Origin of the sequence: Viridibacillus sp. FSL R5-0888, assembly GCF_038009105.1 — a bacterium.
Lineage (GTDB): Bacteria > Bacillota > Bacilli > Bacillales_A > Planococcaceae > Viridibacillus > Viridibacillus arenosi.
Genome location: NZ_JBBPAU010000001.1, coordinates 1,409,191 through 1,427,499 on the forward strand (window position 1 = coordinate 1,409,191; position 18,309 = coordinate 1,427,499).

Here is an 18,309-nt window from a genome sequence, read left to right on the forward strand (position 1 = left end):
ATCTTTTTTTGTTTTTTTAATACTTGACGTTTGTCTTGTAATAGAATAATATGAAATTAACTTCACATGAAGTTAGTTTCACGTGAAGTTAGTTTCACTGTAGGAAAATAAGTTGTTTAGGAGAGGGATTTTTGAAAAATCTATTCATACAGCGTTTTTTATTCTCAACCTTGGTAATTATAGTGGGAATCATTCAAATCATTCTCGATACATCAGTAGGATTTAATTTTGGCTATATCATAGTATTCCTAGGTGGAATACTTTTGTTGTACTCAACAATTTCTTACATTACATCCCGAAAGAATAAATCACTAGAAAAGGAATTAGCAAAGGAATATGACGAAAGAGATGCATTAATTGATGGAAAAGTTGCTCGCTTTTCCATGTATATTCTGATATCCGAAATATTAATTCTTATGTTTTTAACTAATTTTGTGGTAATCCCGATAAATACTGCATTATTTATTGTCTTAATATCTTTAATAATTATTGAATTTGGGTCTAGAAAATATTACAATCATTTTCTTTAATCAGGAGGATCTATGGAAAATAGAGTAAAAGAATTGAGAATAGAATATGAGATAACGCAACAAGAATTAGCTGATAAAGTAAGTGTATCTTCTAGAACAATCATCTCATTAGAAAAACAAAAGTATAATCCATCTGTGCTACTTGCGTATAAAATAGCTTCTGTTTTTAATTTATCAATTGAAGAAACTTTTATTTTCGATGAGGATGACAAATAATCCATTTCATTAAGATACACATATTAAACAAACAACGGAGGAATGAAAATGCAATTTATATTATTTATTTTTGGGATAGTTTTAACGGTTTGGGGTATTTATCGTATGAGAACAGATGATGGCTTATTTGGAAAAAATCAAAGAAACAAAAACTTATTCAATTTACTGTTAACGGGACAAGCTTCGGGTTTAGGACAATTTTTAAGTGGAATTCTGTGTATTATAGTAGGAGTTATCGTAATTATTATGCAGTAGTAATAAACAAGAATTTCAATTTTCCACTGAAATATTATGAATGAAATCACTTAAAAAACGGGTGCTTTAGTGCAACAAACAAGTTAGAAAAAACATCTTATCTAAGATGTTTTTTTATTTTCAAAACGTAGAAAAATAGATAGAAACGAACATTTGAAGTAAAAGTTTGTTCATTTATAATAAAGTTTGATTAAAATCATCGCTCCTCTATAGATTTCTTAGGGGTGAGATGATTTTTTTATTTGGATATGTATGTTAATTTGACAATAAGTTTTGTGGGAAAATGTACTTAAACTAACGGGTTAGCTTAAATATACGAGTTTTAGAACAAATAGTAGGATCTTTTAATTAATCGACAGGGTGTTTTTAGCATCAGTTTATGGAACTTTCTTCATGAAGAAAAATAACAGAGAGCTAAAGAATGATTATTTAATTTTGTTTAGTAATCGGGCCATATTTTTGAAGATCAGCAGGAACTTTTGAGAAGGAAGCCGAAGTTAATATTATGTTTGTGTTATTCAATTAACTTGTAGGTTATTGTGATAATGAATAATTATTGATACTTCGTAATAATATTATACGTACAAATTTAGCTTTATTCTTTCAAATTTCTTGTGTAACCAAAACTATTTTTTTACATAAATAAAATTTAATTATGAAGGAGATCGAAGTTATGGAAATTTTTAAGGGAGTAGAAATGCTTCATCTTGAATTTAATGGGATTATTATTCATCCAACTCTTTTATGGAATCAAGAAATGGCTGTTTTAATAGACACTGGATTTCCTGGACAAATTGAAGATATACGAGTGGCAATGGAAAAGGTGGGAATATCGTTTGATAAACTAAAAGTCATAATATTGACGCATCAGGATATAGATCATATAGGTAGTATTCCTGAGATATTACAGGAGTGTGGAAGTAATATTAAAGTATATGCTCACGATCTGGATAAGCCTTATATTCAAGGGGATTTATCTCTTTTAAAAGACGGGCATCTAGAGAACCCCCCTAAGGGCAAAGTGGACGATACCTTGAAAGACGGTCAAGAATTGCCGTATTGTGGTGGAATTCGTATCATCCATACTCCAGGGCATACACCTGGCCATATCAGCCTATATTTGGAACAAAGTAAAACACTGAATGCTGGGGATTCAATGTACAGTGAAAACGGAATAATTAAAGGGATTCATGCCCCGACAGTCCTGGATATAAAAGAAGCTCGTCTCTCTTTGAAGAAATACTTAGACCTCGACATTGAATCAGTGGTTTGTTACCACGGAGGGTTAAGTAAGGGAAATATTCATGACCAGATTCAAGAAGTAATTTGATATTAAAATTCTAGAACTTTCTTCAGCAATCGAGCACTTTACTTGAAGATTATTGAGCTGTTTAGACATTAGACAGCTCTTTTTTTATTCAACTAAAGAGGCAGTTTAGTGGAATAAGGTGTCTTTAGAAACAAAATGCTCCTTAGTAGAAGGGGCATTTAATCTTTTACTAAATTCAGTTTTCCAATTTTATAATAAAGTCAGGTTCTTTTTTTATTAAATTAACTAAAATCATAGAAATGTATAAAGGAGAGATACTTAAGGTCAGGTAAGTTCAATGAGAATCAAATTAAACATCTCCTTTTTCGATAAGAATCATTACGAGACTTTATTTATATGGAAAATAATTATTTTTTTTGAAACAAATTCAAGTCATTTGCGTATAAACAGGTAATACATAATGAAAGGTTTGATAATTTAATGTTAATTGAAATGAAAGAGGCTTTCCTTTTCTTATTGGACATCTATAAAGGAAAATTACCTCAAGCTGATTTGTATTTACTTGGATTAATTATGGTCATTATGCCTCTTGCTGAATCTATACAAGAAAGAAGAAAGAAATCAAGTAAAAGTAAAAAATGGGGTATTATATATTTGAAATGGATTCCTATCTCATTTTTAGTTAGTTCTATCTATTTATCTGGGTTTTATTTTATTACAAATATGTTTAATAATTTCTTTTCTACGCCTGAAGTTTTTCATCAGCAACAAAGTTTACGCTCAATTGCGATAATGTCTTTGACTATGGCGAGCATTGCTTCTTTAATTGTTTCTATTTGGAATTTAAACACCTTGTTTGTAGCTAAAAAAGTCTTATTTACCTTTATTATTAATTCATTGTTTATAGTTATCGGTATGTACCTAATAAATATAACTTGGTATGAAATTATTAAATTACCATTATGGTGTTATGTATTAATTGGAGTGATAAATACAATATTTATGTCCTTTTTATTGTGGGAGGAAAAAGAAGACTTGGTGCAAATGCAAAGTAATGAAATACGATAATTCGCATATGATTTCGGTAATAGAAGAGTATGAACAAACATCGGAGCAACTAAGAAACTGGATCGAGGAAATTTTAGAGAATAATAAAGAAAAGCTAATCGTGGCGGAAAGCAGAGGGCAGATTGTTGGGACGATTGTTTTTCGCTCAAAAAGTACTAAAAGGCTTTCTCACACTGGTTCTTTTACGGCAATGGTCAAAAAAGAGTATCGCAATCAGGGCATTGGTAAACTGCTAATAAAAGAACTTTTAAACTGGGCGGAACATAACACATTAATAGAGAAAGTTAGTTTAGGTGTATTATCAACAAACCAAAGAGCTATCGAATTGTACAAAAGTATGGGATTTGTTGAAGAAGGACGTAAAATTAAAGAAGTTAAGTTAAGTTTAGTGATGACTTATATGTGGATGATATACTTATGTATAAACTGGTTTAACCCTTTTTTCGTTCAACCTTTTTATCAAACGGAGTGCTACTATATAAGGTTATATTTTTGTTTGTGAAGAAATGCACTTAAACTAACGGGTGCTTTATTTCAGTAAGGAGTAGAGCCTTTTTCTTATTGAACTAACGGGGCAGGTTAGTTGAAGAGTATTGTTGAATTGTTATAGGTAAACAGATAATTGTGTGCGTTATACAAGGGGGTTTTGAGGTGAATGTAATTGCGTGGCTGATCGTTGCTTGTGAAATAGGGTTTTGGGTTATTATCGCTTTAGGTCTATTCACACGATATATTCTAAAAAGAAATAAATTAGGATTATTTTTCCTAGCTTTAACACCTGTTATTGATTTAATTTTATTAGTTGCCACGGGTATTGACTTGTATCGTGGTGCGACTGCTACCCAAGTGCATGCAATTTCTGCTGTATATATTGGAATCTCAATCGCATTCGGTAGGAGTATGATTGAATGGGCTGATATACGTTTTCAATATTATGTGATGAAACAAGGAGCGAAACCATTTAAGAGATTTGGCATCGATTATGCGAAACACTATTTTAAAAGCTGGGGACAACATGTGCTTGCTTTTCTAATAGGTGCCGGGGTTTTATTCACCTTAATCTATTTAATTAACGATTCAGCTCGAACAGAAGTGTTGGCTGGATTTTTAAAAATATGGACACTTGTGTTAGGCATCGATTTTTTGATTGCCATAAGCAATTTTATTTGGCCGAAAAGGGCAAAGGGATAACAATATTATAATACCGCAATCCAATCGGGCGCGATTGTTTAATAAGCGTCGCTGTTCTAATTCAACTAACGGGTGCAAGAGTTTAAGATCCAGATGCCGAATTAAAAAGCAGCTTTTCCTATCGAGCTAACGCCGCAGGTTACTTTACTAAAGGGAGACGAAAAAATAAAATGGTAGATTTATGTAGTTGTAATAAATATTTAAAAGTTGAAGCCGATATAGGTGCAGACGCTATATGGTGTAATAAATGTTTTAGTAACTTTGATATAGAAGACGTTCCGATTTCAATCAAGTTGAAGGCTGAATTACAGGAGTGGATTTTACAGTATGGAAAATGGATTGATTGGGAAAATGATGGAATAGTCCCTAACGGGGTAGAACTTGAAGAAATACATAATAAAGAAGGTTTGATATTAACTGAAAAAGTACAAAAAGAACTAGCAGGAAAATTTAAAGTTTCGTTTTCACCTTCTACATATGCAAAAAGAAATGCAAATAGAATACAGTAACCCTTATTGAACTAACGGGTGCTTTACTTGAAGATCATTGAGTTGCATAGGCAGCTCTTTTTTCTTATTGAACTAACGGGGCAGTTTAGTTCAAGAGAGGTTTTAACTTGTATTCAACAATCGGGCCATCTAGTTGAAGAGGAAAAGTGAGGGAGAACTTGTATGATCTATGTAAATGTTAGAGCAATAATTGAAAGAAATGGACCAAATGGAACTGAAATCGTTATACAAAAAAGGGTTAAATCTAATGAGAATAAAACACCTTATGAGCTACCTGGAGGAAGGTTAGAGGAATTCGAGTCATTTATGGAAGGACTTAAAAGAGAAGTGCACGAAGAAACAGGACTTCATATAACAAAGATTTTTGGGGAAGAAACTAGAATTGAAACTAATGATGTGGACTCAAATGTTGAAGCTATGAAGCCTTTTGCTGTATATCAAACGACAAATGGTCCAGTAGATTCATTAGGCGCTTATTTTCGATGTCAAGCCTCTGGTAATTTAGTTAAAGAAGGCGACGGTACTATGGATATAAAGTGGATTCCAGTAGATGAGCTACACCATTCACTAGAGAAGGATCTAATAGATTTTAGCTGGGTCGATAAGTCTGGAATAATGTATTATTTAAAATGGTATTACGCAGAAAAACAACAAATTGATTAGTATGATGCCTATTTTATTCTGGAAAAGCATTCATTAAATTTCCGATAATAACTTTACGGGACCTTTGTATAATATTGGAGTGGTTATATTGAAAAAATTGTTTTTGAAATGGATTGTGAAAGAAAGTACTTAAAGTAACGGGTGCTTTACTTGAAGATCATCGAGTTGCATATGCAGCTCTTTTTTCTTTATTGAACTAACGGGGCAGTATACTTGAATAAGGATCGCTAACCTATTTAGAAGATCGTAACTTTTTGTTGTTATAAAAGTATAGAAAAGTGATTAAATGAATTTTAGGGGGTTTTTTTGTGAGTGTGAATATTGGCGATGTTATAGTGACTTTAATATATTTTGTCTTTCTTATTTTAGTTATTGCTATAATTTTTATTGCTTTTAAACGATTAAAAGATTCAACTAAAGAAAAACAGATAATTAACCAAAAATTAGACACTATTTTACAAAAGTTAGATGAGCAAAATAAACATTAATACTTGGTTTTTTACTCTCTACGCTATTCAACTAACGAAGTTGGTAAAAAGGATTTTAGTGGAGGTGTAGCAATGAAACGTTGGTGGTATTGGTTGTTTAGTACGATACTTTTCGGTTTCATCCTTATAACCCAAGGCTTATTTTCCTCTTATAAATTGGAGGGTGAACATCCAGGTTCATTAAATGAATCATTATTAAGCATTTGGTGGGGCTGTATTGCAATTTTGGTAGTGTTATTATTCATTAAACGGATTAGCGAAAAAGGGGATTGTTAAGATTATTCATTTGTTAAGAATGGTTCTTAAAGTAACGGGGAGCTTTAGTAAAGATCTTTGAGCTGTTCAGACAGCTCTTTTTTCTTATTCAATTAAAGGAGCAGTTTTGTTGAAGAAGATATATACTGAAAAAAGTCCCTTCAGATAGTTTGAGGGACATTCCTATATAATTAGTGTATAAATCCAAAATGATTATTTGTATTTTTTGGCTAGAGATTCGCTGCCAATCGCTCCAATGATAGTCATAAAAAACGGTCCAATTTGAAATAACAGAGAATCCTGTAAGAACACAATATTTAAATCAAATAACTTATTCCCTATTACAATAATAATCTTAGCTAGTATGATTAAAAATCCAATCATTAGAAGAATATCAAAAAACAATTTCCACCTTGGATAGACTAATTTTTGGCTATCTTTTATGAGTTTCTCTTTCAAAGAATTATCCTCCTTTACTAATTCATCAAGAGTAATATCAAATATGTCACTTATCTTAATTAACAATTCAATACTAGGGTAACTTTCTCCACGTTCCCATTTGGAAATAGCTTGTCTACTAATATTAAGTTTTTCACCAAGCTGTTGTTGTGACATATTATGCTTTTGACGTTCTTCTTTTATTTTTGAAGAAAAATACATATGATCAACTCCTATCCTCAGTATATTTATTTGCATTAAAAAACAAAAGAACCGCATCGTTGCAAAGGTGTAAACTATTAGTTTCCCCTTGGAAACAGCGTTTATTTTTGTTTATAGACCTTCATTCACCTATTAATTATTACAAAAAAGAAGTATTTAGTGATCTTTACCTAAATGAAGGAAAGTCTTTTTATGTTGTTAAAGTGGCAGTTAAGTCAATTTCTTTTTTGGGGTTTTCTTAATAATAAGAGTTCTTTTTGTTATTTCGCTAAGAGCAACATTCTTTTTGTAACTGAAAGGAAATCTAGAGTTTGAACGGGGACTTTAGTAGAAGAGCATTGAGCTGTTAAGCCAGCTCTTTTTTTCTTCTTCAACTAAAGTGGCGGGTTAATGTAAAGTTAGTAGGGCGATGAGTAATTGAAAAATTAATAAAATTGAATAAGTTGCTTAAAAAGTATTATCAAGATCAAATTAGAAAAATCCTAAATACTCATCAATATATAATAGTCATGTCTTATATATTGATGGGCTTTTCATACATTACATACGCGTGCAAACTTTATTATTTTCCTTATAAATTTATAAGAGGAACCAAGATATTTATTTTTTGAAAAATAAAATGAGAGTATTCTTTCATTTACTCGTTATTACAAGTAGAAAGAAAGGAGGAGGTATCACTTCATGTTTGCATTAATTGATAGGCTACAAAAAAAGGATGAATTAGCTTTAAGAGAAGTGGTTCACACATATGGAGGTTATGTTAAAGCCATTGTTTTAAAAGTGTTACAGCCTAACCATACAGCTATTGAAGAATGTATAAATGATGTGTTTCTTATCATTTGGCAAAAGAGCAATCAATTTACTGGCAATGAGGCTGATTTCAAAAAATGGATTGGTGTTATCGCAAAGTATAAAGCAATTGATACATACCGTAGTCTTCAAAATAAGCCTGAAACTGTCGAATTATTCCCTTCAATTTCGAGTACAAGGGGTTTACCTGAAAGAATCGTAGAGCAGAAATCATTAAAAGAGCAACTGTTTATCAATATTTTAGGCTTAAATAAAACCGATCAGGAAATCTTTTTATTGAAATATTACTTGGGGTATTCAAATGGAGAAATTGCAGAGATATTCGCTATATCTAAGTCAGCCGTTGAAAACCGCTTATATCGTGGCAAGTTAAAGTTAACAGATGAGATGCGATGGGAGGTATCTAAATGAATGAAAAGGATTTTATCAAAATAGATATTGAAAAGATTGAACCTGTTGAATTATCAGATTGGGAAAAGAAAAACATAGCGAAAAGTATTTTATGTTCTTCAAAGAAGCATTCCAATAAAAAATTCAAATGGATAAGTGCTATAGCAATGACGACACTAATTGTTACTAGTAGTACAATTTGGCTACCCGCAGTTGCTGACCGCTTACCGATCGTTCAGCAACTAATACAAGTAAAAGACAATCCACAATTACAAGTATTTAGTGACTACGCAACAATTATTAATCAAATTGATGAAAGTAATGGTTCTACCATTGAATTAGCTGAGGCTTTTTTTGATGGCAGTATCATATCGGTAAGCTATGAAATGAAGCATGATAAACCGATAAATGGAGACCCATTATTTTGGATTGATCACTTAGAAGTAAACGGGAATACATTAAGCACACTAAGTCAGCAAATAAATAAAAAAGATGAATATACTTGGATTGGCATGTTTACAGCAAGAGTTTCAGACGAGGTCATCGATGAGACGATTAATGTACAATGGAGCCCAAAAGAACTTAAAGGGATTGAATATACAACCCTTGTTGAAGGGGACTGGAACTATCAATTAGAGCTTACACCAACTCAAGCCAATTCAAAAAAGATAAACATTCCATTTGGTGACGAACAATATCAGTTGGTGTTTAACCAAATAACAAGTGGGAAATTTGCAACGACTCTTTATTTTGAGGGAAACTTAGATTGGAATACGGAGTTTTTAATGATTGAAATAAAAGATAATCTAGGAAATGTATATGAGAATGTAGGAACATCAAGCTTTAAAAGTGAACCTGAGCGAGTAAATGGCTATATTGATTTTTTTGTCCCTGATACAGGTATTCAAACATTAATTTTTACACCAACGATACGAGTCGTTGATGAAAAAACATTAGCACCAAAGGAACTTATTCAACTACCAATTATTCAACTACCACTTGAGTAAATTATATTTTTAAAAATTGCATAGGAACAAAGCTAAACGATATAGAAAGGGGAAAATAGAAAGAGTGCGAAGGTTGCAAAAGTAATCAAAGGTAACTTTTTTTTTGAAAGAATGTGAAGAAATACACTTAAACTAACGGGTGCTTTAGTTCAATAAGGCTCATTAAAATGAACTAACTCTTTTATATAAATCCTATAGATTAACATCATTTTAATCAATATTCTAAAATAAAGAGAGAGGAAGTGTTACCGCCCTCTCTATATTTGATTTAAGAAAGATAACCCCAATACAGTAATAAAAATATAGAATTAGTACAAAGCAATAAAATAATAATTTAGGAGGGTTAATATGAAGAAATTATTTTTAACGGTTGCTTCCATTTTACTTCTTGCAACTACAGGTAACGTAGCAAATGCAAGTGAGTTAAAATCGGAAAATAAACAAAAACTAATAAGTAATATATAGTAACTGGAGCTGTTACAAAAGTAAACTTCTGTTAAGGGGAGCTTTTGAAACAGCTCTGTTGTTCGTGAGAAGAGAAAAAAATATAGTGATCAAGAGTATAAACTAGCCGTTAGCGGTTTTAATAATTCGGGGTTTGATGATTTCTTTGATTAGCAAGAAAGTCATGGATCCCATACGGTTATTGACCATGAAAATTAGCTAGATAATAGTAAAAAGAATGCCTCAGGACTTTTAGAGGTGCAATTTGAAGTCTAACTAAAAAATAATTCCAGCTCGATAAACCCTACTCTATCTAATGGAGTCGGGTTTTGTTCTACGTAGATAAGGAATAGAAAGTGGATGAAGTCAAGAGTGTGTTTTGAATTGTTCAATAAAATGGGTATTATAGGAACAGGACTTCTGAAGAAAGTGTGGGTAGTTTTGTATATAGCCTGATTGTTAGTAGTTCACCGCCCTACACCGCAAATATCAAAGGAGGAAAAACAGTATGAAAATTATTGTTACCAGTTTATTCGTAAAAGATCAAGACAAGGCACTGAAGTTTTATTCTGAAACCTTGGGTTTTGTAAAAAAGCATGACGTTCCCCAAGGGAAATTTAGGTGGATAACGCTTGTTTCTTCTGATGACCAAGACGGAACAGAGATAGTTCTAGAACCTAATGAGAATCCGACCGCCAAAGAATATCAAAAGAATTTATTTGCACAAGGTATCCCAGCAACAATGTTTGGCGTTGCAGATATTCGTAAAGAGTATGAACGATTATTGAAAAACGGCGTGAAGTTTACTATGGAGCCTACAAAAATGGGCGAAGTCACAATAGCTGTCTTCGACGATACATGTGGCAACCTTATTCAGATAATACAGCAGTAACTATATGTAAAGCCTGTCCTAATTTTAGGGCAGGGTTTACGCTTATATCTTCACGAAACTCATTAGTATGATTATGTTAATCTTCAACTATAGTAGCAGGTTAATTAAATCAGGAATGATATAATAGACACTACAAAAGAAGGTGGTCATTCAAATGAAAAACTGGCTTGAACTAACCAATGCAGAGGATGAAAAAGTGTGGAATAAAATATATGACGAATTGAAGTTTGAACCAAGTACTACCAATCTCCCATCTTTTAAAGTACCAACCCCTTTTATTACCTACGATATCTCACTATACTTTGGCAAATATAAAGGTTTGGATGCCTATGATGACTTGGAAGAAAAAGCATTACTTGTTTTTCAAGAATGTACGTCAGTAGATGAATTTATTTATGCACTAGATTGGCAGCATGAATGTTATTGGATAAATCCCTATCTAGAATTTCAAAAAAACGAATTCGATGAATGGACAGTACCGATTTTCCCAAATGGCGATTATTACTTCTTTATTCATAAAGATTTTGAATGGGGATATTTAGGACACCCTTGGGAAAGAACTATAACTGTTTTTGGAAAAGAATTGATAAAGGGTTTTGAAAAACATCGACCAAGAATGTTTCAAAAAATATTAAGGCAGGGATAACGAGACTTTGTTCATCGAGCTAACAGGTGCTATAGTAGAAGTTTATTGAGCCCTTCAGACGGCTCATTTTTTTATTCAACTAAAGGAGCAGGTTAGTTGAAAAGGGTAATGAAGTTTTTAAGCAAAATCTAATTAGGATAGAGTGAATTTAAATGATAAGGGATCAGGATTGTCATAAAAATGTTTATCACTTAATGATGTGTTCGACGACAGAAGAAGACGACGAAATTCTAACCAAACAAAATAATGAAAAAGAAATGGTGAAGCTATGATTCGATATGCTGTAGGAGGCATTATTAAATCGGAAGATACCATCCTGTTAGTGAAAAAAAGAAAAGTAATGGACATGGAAAAACCGATGGAAGTCAAACCTGAATGGGATTTTCCAAAGGGAGGCATAAAAAGAGATGACCTGAATATTCAGGAAGCGTTATTCAGGGAGCTCGATGAGGAAACCGGGACGAGCGATTTTCGGATTATAGACGAACTAGGCACGCTTGAATTTGAATTTCCAGCTGCTATGAAAGAAAAGCTAGGTTTTGAACGGCAAGTCACATATATGTTTATCTTGGAGTTTTTAGGTGATAGGGCTCAGTTGCAACCAAAAACGGAGGAAATTAGTGAAGTTGTGTTTGTAAAGATTGATGAAGTGGATGAACTTCTGAAGCTAGCAGAGACGAAGGAGTTTTTTCTGAATAATTTAGATGAGATAAAATCATGGATTGTTTTGAGGTAGAGAGTGAGTGAGTTAAGAAGAAAGAAACTAAATTAAGGTTATTAGAGAAAGGTATGTGGGGAACTTATGTTTAAGTATGTTGATAATAGTTAGTTATAGCACTATTTAAAATGAGGGATTAGCTAACATAAGTGTTATCATTGCGGGAAAAGATAGATTGGTGCCCAATAGCGAGGCTCCGCGATGCAGGCTTTAGTCAGTCATAGAGTAGAAAGAGTTTTGAATGCCAAAATCATTACATAATACACTATTTATTCTATTAATAATAGTAAGTATGGGATGTATTTCTCATAGTATTGAATGGAATTCTAACAAGATAGATTTTGAATTAATGTACTTAAACTAACAGCTGTTTTGAATAAGAAACTGTATAGAATCGACTAATAAATAAAGGCTCTTTTCTTTATAAATAGGTGCGAATCTTCAGTATTAACCTTACCAAAACAACTATCTTACCACATACATTCCCTACATTTTGAGGAGATGGTTTTGATGACAAATAGTAAGTTTTGTTATAGGATAAATGTAATGGATTCGAAGGGATTAAGTATCAAGGGGGTAAATCTCCAAAAAGAAGGAGGTGCTAAACGATGAATCTACAAACTGTTATGCAGGAGCTTGAAGCCCTCAGCAAGGAACGAACAAAAAAAATGTATATATCTAATGGTGCGCACGAACCTCTATTTGGCGTGGCTACAGGTGCAATGAAGCCAATTGCAAAGAAAATAAAAATAAATCAATCTTTAGCTGAAGAGCTTTATGCCACAGGAAACTACGACGCAATGTACTTTGCAGGCATTATTGCAGATCCTAAAGCAATGACTGAGTCAGATTTTGACCGTTGGATAGATGAGGCATATTTTTATATGTTGTCAGATTATGTTGTAGCAGTAACTTTAGCCGAAGCAGATATTGCACAAGTCGTAGCTGATAAATGGATTGCAAGCGGTGAAGAGCTTAGAATGTCAGCGGGCTGGAGTTGCTACTGTTGGCTTTTAGGGAATCGCTTAGACGTTGAATTTTCGGAAAGTAAGATTGCCAATATGATTGAAATTGTGAAAAATACGATTCATGTTTCACCAGAACGAACGAAATCTGCTATGAATAATTTCCTATATACCGTAGGGGTTTCATATTTGCCCCTCCATGAAATGGCAGTCGAAACTGCAAAGACAGTAGGTCCAGTAGAAGTCAAACGGGACAAGAAAAAAAGTAGTTTCCTACACGCTTTCGAAAGTATTCAAAAGGAAGTAGGTAGAGGAAGGCTTGGTTTCAAACGCAAATATGTAAGATGTTAAACAATAATTTTGCATCACGAACAATCTTTAATTTTCAAGGGCGTTAATCCAAGGAGGATTAACGTTTTTTTTGTCGAAATAATTAAAGTAACATAGCAGTTTAGTAAAACAAGGTTTATTTAATTGAAAATAAGGAATTAGGATAATTTTAATAGATTATTTAAAAGTGCGAAAAGGGCAATTGTTCATTTGATATATATATTATTGGATTTAGGCATGGCCATTATTTTGGCATTTCCTTATCGGGTTTTCAGCCTAAATATCCGATTAGTTAGGAGTGACTATGAATGCGTATCGAAAACGAGAAAATATACCCTGATTGCCCGGTTCTCGCCAGAACAGTAGAGGTTGGAGGAATTACGAAATCGCAGCTTATCCAGAAATTGCAACAACACTCTATTTTGATGAATGAGTATGGAGAGAGGCTAATAGCTGATGAAAAATTTACGACCTCTGATACAAAGTACAGCCTGCAGACTGTTGAACTAACTGTTAGCAACCTTGGCTTTCCTGATGGAGCTAGTACGACTCAGATTTTTAAAAGAGCGAGCGATCTTGGTTTGGAATTGTGTCCACTTGAGTTAGGAGCTCACTTAAGACTCGAGTATCTGGATCAGCCTGAAGGTTATTCGGGGAGTCCTATACAGCGACATCAAGCTCCTTCCGGCTCCATCACAATTGCATCGGAAATACTAAAAGAAGACGATGATTTTCCGAAAGGCTTTTATCTTAGACGAATAAACGGCGTGTTGTGGCTTCGCGGATACCGTGCTGATCATCTGCACATTTGGAATCATGATGATCATTTTATCTTTTGTCAAACAAAAAAGACCTTAAAGAGATGAGGAATGATCAGGGTGAAAAAATTGGTAGCTAACATGGCGAACCACTAATGGACTTATGTTAGAAAAAGTATTACCCACTTTTATTCAACTAAAGAAGCAGTTTAATTAAAGAAGAATTGAAAAAAGAAAATAATTTAAAAGCATTCAGGGAAGGGTTCCTTGAATGCTTTTTCACTTCTTTTATATAGAGCGAATTTCATGTACAGCTCTAATCTGACCATCGATTATCTTGACTTTGATATCGTGGCGAAAGATGCCCGATTTTGTCAGCTCATTAGACACCCATTTTTCTACGGGTATTGCTAGTCTTTTTCGTTTGCTGACTTTTCATTTTTTTTGTTGATAGGTCGGCATTCTTTGTCCCCTTATTAGGAGAAGACTGGTTCTTTTTGTTTTCAAGCTGCTGCTTCACTGCCTCTTTTAGGCTGATTTTCTTTTTTGGTGCTTCGGATTGATTATTCTCGGTCATAGGAAATTCCTCCTTTTTAAATATGATAGTCAGTTCAGTATAATCTATTTTCCCTTATTTGTGAAACATTGCCCTTAAACTAACGAGAGCAATAGTAAAAAGGTCAACGGTTTTAAGATACTACTCTTTACATTGGTTAAACGAATTTCTGATAAACTTCTTTTCTATGCCTCCCACTTAATTGACCATAGATTCAAGTTGTTTCCCTTTTTACGTTTCCCATTAAACTTTGTATGACTTCAATTGGTGCTCCATTATATAATAATAGAGTCGCATAGTTATATCTTAATTAATGTTATTCTTTTTTAAGAAACTAATTTTCAGATCCTAAACCCTGGATGGAGAGTATTTTGACCATAACAAGGTAAGTCATTTCGCCAATTCCCATTTCTATGACGAAGAAATGAGGATAGAGTACTGCATAGCGGCGAAGACCGGCTATTTACATCAAACAGAGCAAATGAAAAAGATCCAAAGAAAAACAATTCATTTTTCTTTGGATTATTTATTTTAGAGTTTTTGTCTGAGTGGTTAACTAGTGGCTGATACTTGTATCAGCTTCATTTTTTAAGCATTTGTTCTTGTGCCAATCTTACCAATTCTTTAACCATATTGCCGCCAATCGGTCCACCTATTTTTCCGGCCTCTTCAGAAGTAAGTTTTCCGTTATATCCCTTATTCAGTGGAATATTTAACTCATCTGCAATTTCGTATTTTACATTATTAGGATTGTTGCTATCTACAACATAACCCATGTCTTTCATAACTCGAGATTTTAATTTGTCTAATTCTTCGCGAGCGTCAGGTACTAATATTTTCTTTTTCGCCACTTTTCTTCACTCCTTTGTAATGTAGTCTTTCCCGTTAGTGAAACATTACTCGTGCAATTCTGTGTTGATTTAGAAACGTTGGGAATGAAAAGGGATTTGAGCGCTACATTTTAACTATCCAATTTTATCAAATTGTTCCAATGACTATGCATTATCCTATCAATATGATTAACTATTTACATAGACATTGTTTTTACTTTGAAAATAATGTCTTTAATAGGAAGAAAAAAATATACAAATACCTAAGAAGGAGAGTGCGTTATGTCAAAAACTACTTTTGCATTAATTGGTACTGGAGTTGTAGGAGAGCGAATTATTAATCAAATTTTGGCGCATCCTAATTGTGAAATCGTGTCTGTATTCGATGAAAATAAAACAAGACTAGAAGAAGTTTCAACAAAATATCAGCTTCCAGTTGCAGAAACATTAGATGAGCTTTTACAATTAGATCCAAACTGGGTTTATATCGGGACGCCCCCAGTAAGTCATGCTCCTTTGGCAGAACAAATAGCTAAACGTGGTTTGAATATTCTTTCCGAAAAGCCTCTTGCTCACGATGCACAAGATAGCGTGAGAATGGTAAATGCAGCTGCAGAAGCAAATGTCAAAACAGCAATGCATTTCCCATTAATGTACAGTCAGGCTATACATAGTCTTAAAGAAGCGATAAATACAGCATCACTTGGCGATATTGTTCGTATTGAATTACATACATACTTCCCACATTGGCCAAGGAAATGGCAACAAAATCCGTGGATTGCCTCTAGAGAACAAGGAGGTTTCATAAGAGAGATATTTCCACATTATTTTCAACTTACGCATCATCTATTTGGTGATTTTTCGATTACTTCTCACGAGACGACATATCCAGCAAATGAGGATTTATGCGAAACAGGTGTGACTGCTTTGGCTAAAACAGATAGTGGAATACCAATTGTATTGAATAGCTTGTCCGGGATTGGGCAAGAAGAACGTCTAGAGTATAAGGTTTTTGGAACAAAAAAAGTGATAACGCTCCGCAATTGGTCAGAACTATGGGTTAGTGAAACGGATCAGGAAGAAGTGGTAATTGTTCCAGAATCTCAGCCGGAAAGCCTAATGGACGCGTGTCATAATTCGATCATTGGTAGGGAGTCTCTTATTGTATCGTTTGAAGAAGGTTTGAAAGTACAAGAGTGGATTGATCAGTTGTTAAAATAGGGACGAGATTAAAAAGTAAATAAATATTCAATATTTTTATTGACGATTTTATGAAACAATACTAAGAAAAGCATCACTTCATATGAGGTGGTGCTTTTTCTGACTATTTAAAAGTTAAAGGAATCGATGAATTGAATCGAAAAATGTGATAAGATAATGCTACATGCATATTTAATGAAACACTTTACATTTCGGGTTTATTTTGTACATTTTATCCCGTTTTACTTAGGGAATATGTCAGAATCTCCCCAATGTAGTAGTATAAAGGAGAACTATATAAATGAAGCGACGAGAAGCGCGTGAAAAAGCGATACAAGTACTTTTTCAACTAGAAAATACAGAATTAACAGTTACAGAAGCAATTGAACATATTGTAGGTGAGGAGAGTTCACCATTCTTCGAGCAAATAGTACAAGGTACTGTTTTACACATGGAAGAAATCGATAAGTCATTAGTTGAGAAATTAGAAAATTGGTCATTACCTCGCTTAGCGAAAATTGAACGTACAATTTTACGTTTAGCGGTTTATGAAATTTTATATACACCAGAAACACCTAAGAATGTTGTTTTAAACGAAGCAATTGAGTTGAGTAAAACATATGGTGATGAGAAATCTAGCCGCTTCGTAAACGGCGTATTATCAAAATACGCAAAATAATAAATTCTAAGTTAAATTTGGGAGTGTTACTAATAATGTCAGGTAAGCTAATTAATGGTAAAGAAATCGGAGATTTGATTCGACAATCTATTCAACATGAAGTGAATGATTTACAAGAACACGGTATTACACCAGGACTAGCAGTTATATTAGTAGGGGACAATCCTGCTTCTAAAACATATGTTTCTAACAAACAGAAATCATGCGAACAAATGGGTATTTACTCACAACTTATCGAGTTATCAGCAGATATTTCAGAAGAAACATTATTAAGCGAAATTGACAAACTAAATGCTGATTCTGCAATTGACGGCATTTTAGTTCAATTACCACTTCCAAAACACATTGATGAACAAAACGTCATCGCGGCTATCTCTCCTGAGAAGGATGTAGATGGCTTCCATCCAGAAAGCGTAGGAAAAATGATGCTAGGTCAACCAACATATTTACCTTGTACGCCTTTTGGTGTGATGAAGTTATTAGAATATGCGAATATTGATGTAGCAGGTAAACATGCTGTCATCATTGGACGTAGCCATATTGTAGGTGTTCCAATGGGACAACTACTATTACAAAAAGACGCTACAGTGACTTATTGTCACTCTAAAACTCCTAATTTAGCTGCCATGACAACACAAGCTGATATTTTAGTAGTAGCAACAGGCCGTGCGAAAATGATCGGTGCTGAGCATGTAAAAGAAGGCGCTGTTATAATTGATGTAGGTATTAACCGCGACGAAAACAATAAACTTTGCGGCGATGTTGATTTTGATTCAGTTATTGATAAAGTATCAGCAATCACTCCTGTACCTAAAGGTGTTGGCCCAATGACGATTACAATGTTGCTATTCAATACATTGCAATCAGCGAAAAAGAAGGTTTCCTCAAGACAAATGAGCTCAAAACAGGTAAAATAGTAACGCAGAAGCTGTTTTTCTGATGAAAGACAGCTTTTTTTATGAAATTAAATTTCTTATAA

General features: G+C 33.4%; 24 protein-coding genes. 21 read left to right on the forward strand and 3 right to left on the reverse strand.

Annotated elements, in window-relative coordinates; genetic code table 11:
• Positions 1–131 precede the first annotated feature (131 nt).
• From MKY02_RS06950 to MKY02_RS07000, 11 genes are all read left to right on the forward strand, one after another.
• Positions 132–530 carry a hypothetical protein gene (locus MKY02_RS06950; protein WP_340710844.1) on the forward strand — a complete coding sequence of 133 codons (399 nt, stop codon included), beginning with the start codon at positions 132–134 and terminating at the stop codon, positions 528–530.
• 12 nt (positions 531–542) lie between these two features.
• A complete protein-coding gene (locus MKY02_RS06955) occupies positions 543–746 on the forward strand; it encodes a helix-turn-helix transcriptional regulator (protein WP_038186627.1) in 204 nt (67 codons plus the stop codon).
• Between the two features lie 42 nt (positions 747–788).
• The gene (locus MKY02_RS06960) at positions 789–1,001 is read left to right on the forward strand and encodes a hypothetical protein (RefSeq protein WP_038186626.1); all 213 of its coding nucleotides are present in this window, start codon (positions 789–791) and stop codon (positions 999–1,001) included.
• A gap of 673 nt (positions 1,002–1,674) precedes the next feature.
• Positions 1,675–2,331, forward strand: a complete 657-nt coding sequence (locus MKY02_RS06965; protein WP_340710846.1) for an MBL fold metallo-hydrolase — start codon at positions 1,675–1,677, stop codon at positions 2,329–2,331.
• Positions 2,332–2,751: 420 nt separating this feature from the next.
• A complete protein-coding gene (locus MKY02_RS06970; RefSeq protein ID WP_038179205.1) occupies positions 2,752–3,339 on the forward strand; it encodes a hypothetical protein in 588 nt (195 codons plus the stop codon).
• Positions 3,326–3,841 carry a GNAT family N-acetyltransferase gene (locus MKY02_RS06975; protein WP_340710848.1) on the forward strand — a complete coding sequence of 172 codons (516 nt, stop codon included), beginning with the start codon at positions 3,326–3,328 and terminating at the stop codon, positions 3,839–3,841. Before MKY02_RS06970 ends, MKY02_RS06975 begins: the two co-directional genes overlap by 14 nt.
• A gap of 149 nt (positions 3,842–3,990) precedes the next feature.
• Complete coding sequence (locus MKY02_RS06980) at positions 3,991–4,530, forward strand: hypothetical protein (protein ID WP_053418064.1); 540 nt, start codon at positions 3,991–3,993, stop codon at positions 4,528–4,530.
• 170 nt (positions 4,531–4,700) lie between these two features.
• Complete coding sequence (locus tag MKY02_RS06985; RefSeq protein ID WP_076034697.1) at positions 4,701–5,039, forward strand: hypothetical protein; 339 nt, start codon at positions 4,701–4,703, stop codon at positions 5,037–5,039.
• 162 nt (positions 5,040–5,201) lie between these two features.
• A complete protein-coding gene (locus MKY02_RS06990; RefSeq protein WP_038185063.1) occupies positions 5,202–5,702 on the forward strand; it encodes an NUDIX hydrolase in 501 nt (166 codons plus the stop codon).
• Positions 5,703–6,010: 308 nt separating this feature from the next.
• Positions 6,011–6,190: a hypothetical protein gene (locus MKY02_RS06995; protein WP_038183346.1), complete on the forward strand. Its 180-nt coding sequence runs from the start codon at positions 6,011–6,013 to the stop codon at positions 6,188–6,190.
• A gap of 72 nt (positions 6,191–6,262) precedes the next feature.
• A complete protein-coding gene (locus MKY02_RS07000; RefSeq protein ID WP_038183349.1) occupies positions 6,263–6,466 on the forward strand; it encodes a hypothetical protein in 204 nt (67 codons plus the stop codon).
• A 192-nt stretch (positions 6,467–6,658) separates the two neighbouring features.
• Here the strand turns inward: MKY02_RS07000 and MKY02_RS07005 are convergent, their stop codons facing one another.
• On the reverse strand, positions 6,659–7,105 hold the full coding sequence (locus tag MKY02_RS07005; RefSeq protein WP_340710851.1) for a helix-turn-helix domain-containing protein: 447 nt from the start codon (positions 7,103–7,105) through the stop codon (positions 6,659–6,661).
• Positions 7,106–7,786: 681 nt separating this feature from the next.
• Between MKY02_RS07005 and MKY02_RS07010 the strand changes: the two genes are divergently transcribed.
• From MKY02_RS07010 to MKY02_RS07040, 7 genes are all read left to right on the forward strand, one after another.
• A complete protein-coding gene (locus MKY02_RS07010; RefSeq protein ID WP_340710853.1) occupies positions 7,787–8,326 on the forward strand; it encodes a sigma-70 family RNA polymerase sigma factor in 540 nt (179 codons plus the stop codon).
• A complete protein-coding gene (locus tag MKY02_RS07015) occupies positions 8,323–9,312 on the forward strand; it encodes a DUF4179 domain-containing protein (protein ID WP_340710855.1) in 990 nt (329 codons plus the stop codon). Before MKY02_RS07010 ends, MKY02_RS07015 begins: the two co-directional genes overlap by 4 nt.
• 952 nt (positions 9,313–10,264) lie before the next feature.
• A complete protein-coding gene (locus tag MKY02_RS07020) occupies positions 10,265–10,648 on the forward strand; it encodes a VOC family protein (protein ID WP_038184979.1) in 384 nt (127 codons plus the stop codon).
• 154 nt (positions 10,649–10,802) lie between these two features.
• On the forward strand, positions 10,803–11,294 hold the full coding sequence (locus MKY02_RS07025; protein ID WP_038184976.1) for a DUF2716 domain-containing protein: 492 nt from the start codon (positions 10,803–10,805) through the stop codon (positions 11,292–11,294).
• A gap of 268 nt (positions 11,295–11,562) precedes the next feature.
• Positions 11,563–12,030, forward strand: a complete 468-nt coding sequence (locus MKY02_RS07030) for an NUDIX domain-containing protein (protein ID WP_038184974.1) — start codon at positions 11,563–11,565, stop codon at positions 12,028–12,030.
• A 590-nt stretch (positions 12,031–12,620) separates the two neighbouring features.
• Complete coding sequence (locus MKY02_RS07035; protein WP_340710859.1) at positions 12,621–13,328, forward strand: DNA alkylation repair protein; 708 nt, start codon at positions 12,621–12,623, stop codon at positions 13,326–13,328.
• Between the two features lie 287 nt (positions 13,329–13,615).
• Positions 13,616–14,173 carry a helicase gene (locus MKY02_RS07040; RefSeq protein ID WP_340710861.1) on the forward strand — a complete coding sequence of 186 codons (558 nt, stop codon included), beginning with the start codon at positions 13,616–13,618 and terminating at the stop codon, positions 14,171–14,173.
• 274 nt (positions 14,174–14,447) lie between these two features.
• Here MKY02_RS07040 and MKY02_RS07045 read toward each other — a convergent pair whose 3' ends face one another.
• Positions 14,448–14,642, reverse strand: coding sequence for a hypothetical protein (locus MKY02_RS07045; protein WP_038184963.1), 195 nt, complete (start codon positions 14,640–14,642; stop codon positions 14,448–14,450).
• A 560-nt stretch (positions 14,643–15,202) separates the two neighbouring features.
• Positions 15,203–15,472 (reverse strand): alpha/beta-type small acid-soluble spore protein, encoded by a 270-nt coding sequence (locus MKY02_RS07050; RefSeq protein WP_038184960.1) that lies wholly within the window; start codon positions 15,470–15,472, stop codon positions 15,203–15,205.
• Positions 15,473–15,733: 261 nt separating this feature from the next.
• On the opposite strand from MKY02_RS07050, the gene MKY02_RS07055 reads away from it, so the two are divergent.
• From MKY02_RS07055 to folD, 3 genes are all read left to right on the forward strand, one after another.
• Positions 15,734–16,672 (forward strand): Gfo/Idh/MocA family protein, encoded by a 939-nt coding sequence (locus tag MKY02_RS07055; protein WP_038184957.1) that lies wholly within the window; start codon positions 15,734–15,736, stop codon positions 16,670–16,672.
• A gap of 280 nt (positions 16,673–16,952) precedes the next feature.
• Positions 16,953–17,330, forward strand: coding sequence for a transcription antitermination factor NusB (nusB, locus tag MKY02_RS07060; RefSeq protein WP_038184952.1), 378 nt, complete (start codon positions 16,953–16,955; stop codon positions 17,328–17,330).
• Positions 17,331–17,365: 35 nt separating this feature from the next.
• A complete protein-coding gene (folD, locus tag MKY02_RS07065) occupies positions 17,366–18,247 on the forward strand; it encodes a bifunctional methylenetetrahydrofolate dehydrogenase/methenyltetrahydrofolate cyclohydrolase FolD (protein ID WP_340708834.1) in 882 nt (293 codons plus the stop codon).
• Positions 18,248–18,309: the final 62 nt, after the last annotated feature.

What these genes read in the sequence shown, in the direction of transcription:
- MKY02_RS07005 (WP_340710851.1), bottom strand. Translation starts at nt 7,105, where the DNA reads ATGTATTTTTCTTCAAAAATAAAAGAAGAACGTCAAAAGCATAATATG.
- MKY02_RS07020 (WP_038184979.1), top strand. Translation starts at nt 10,265, where the DNA reads ATGAAAATTATTGTTACCAGTTTATTCGTAAAAGATCAAGACAAGGCA.
- folD (WP_340708834.1), top strand. Translation starts at nt 17,366, where the DNA reads ATGTCAGGTAAGCTAATTAATGGTAAAGAAATCGGAGATTTGATTCGA.
- MKY02_RS06960 (WP_038186626.1), top strand. Translation starts at nt 789, where the DNA reads ATGAAAATGCAATTTATATTATTTATTTTTGGGATAGTTTTAACGGTT.
- MKY02_RS07015 (WP_340710855.1), top strand. Translation starts at nt 8,323, where the DNA reads ATGAATGAAAAGGATTTTATCAAAATAGATATTGAAAAGATTGAACCT.
- MKY02_RS07055 (WP_038184957.1), top strand. Translation starts at nt 15,734, where the DNA reads ATGTCAAAAACTACTTTTGCATTAATTGGTACTGGAGTTGTAGGAGAG.
- MKY02_RS06955 (WP_038186627.1), top strand. Translation starts at nt 543, where the DNA reads ATGGAAAATAGAGTAAAAGAATTGAGAATAGAATATGAGATAACGCAA.
- MKY02_RS07030 (WP_038184974.1), top strand. Translation starts at nt 11,563, where the DNA reads ATGATTCGATATGCTGTAGGAGGCATTATTAAATCGGAAGATACCATC.
- MKY02_RS06970 (WP_038179205.1), top strand. Translation starts at nt 2,752, where the DNA reads ATGTTAATTGAAATGAAAGAGGCTTTCCTTTTCTTATTGGACATCTAT.
- MKY02_RS07000 (WP_038183349.1), top strand. Translation starts at nt 6,263, where the DNA reads ATGAAACGTTGGTGGTATTGGTTGTTTAGTACGATACTTTTCGGTTTC.
- MKY02_RS07035 (WP_340710859.1), top strand. Translation starts at nt 12,621, where the DNA reads ATGAATCTACAAACTGTTATGCAGGAGCTTGAAGCCCTCAGCAAGGAA.
- MKY02_RS07045 (WP_038184963.1), bottom strand. Translation starts at nt 14,642, where the DNA reads ATGACCGAGAATAATCAATCCGAAGCACCAAAAAAGAAAATCAGCCTA.
- MKY02_RS07040 (WP_340710861.1), top strand. Translation starts at nt 13,616, where the DNA reads ATGCGTATCGAAAACGAGAAAATATACCCTGATTGCCCGGTTCTCGCC.
- MKY02_RS06985 (WP_076034697.1), top strand. Translation starts at nt 4,701, where the DNA reads ATGGTAGATTTATGTAGTTGTAATAAATATTTAAAAGTTGAAGCCGAT.
- MKY02_RS06965 (WP_340710846.1), top strand. Translation starts at nt 1,675, where the DNA reads ATGGAAATTTTTAAGGGAGTAGAAATGCTTCATCTTGAATTTAATGGG.
- MKY02_RS07025 (WP_038184976.1), top strand. Translation starts at nt 10,803, where the DNA reads ATGAAAAACTGGCTTGAACTAACCAATGCAGAGGATGAAAAAGTGTGG.
- nusB (WP_038184952.1), top strand. Translation starts at nt 16,953, where the DNA reads ATGAAGCGACGAGAAGCGCGTGAAAAAGCGATACAAGTACTTTTTCAA.
- MKY02_RS07010 (WP_340710853.1), top strand. Translation starts at nt 7,787, where the DNA reads ATGTTTGCATTAATTGATAGGCTACAAAAAAAGGATGAATTAGCTTTA.
- MKY02_RS06975 (WP_340710848.1), top strand. Translation starts at nt 3,326, where the DNA reads ATGAAATACGATAATTCGCATATGATTTCGGTAATAGAAGAGTATGAA.
- MKY02_RS06990 (WP_038185063.1), top strand. Translation starts at nt 5,202, where the DNA reads ATGATCTATGTAAATGTTAGAGCAATAATTGAAAGAAATGGACCAAAT.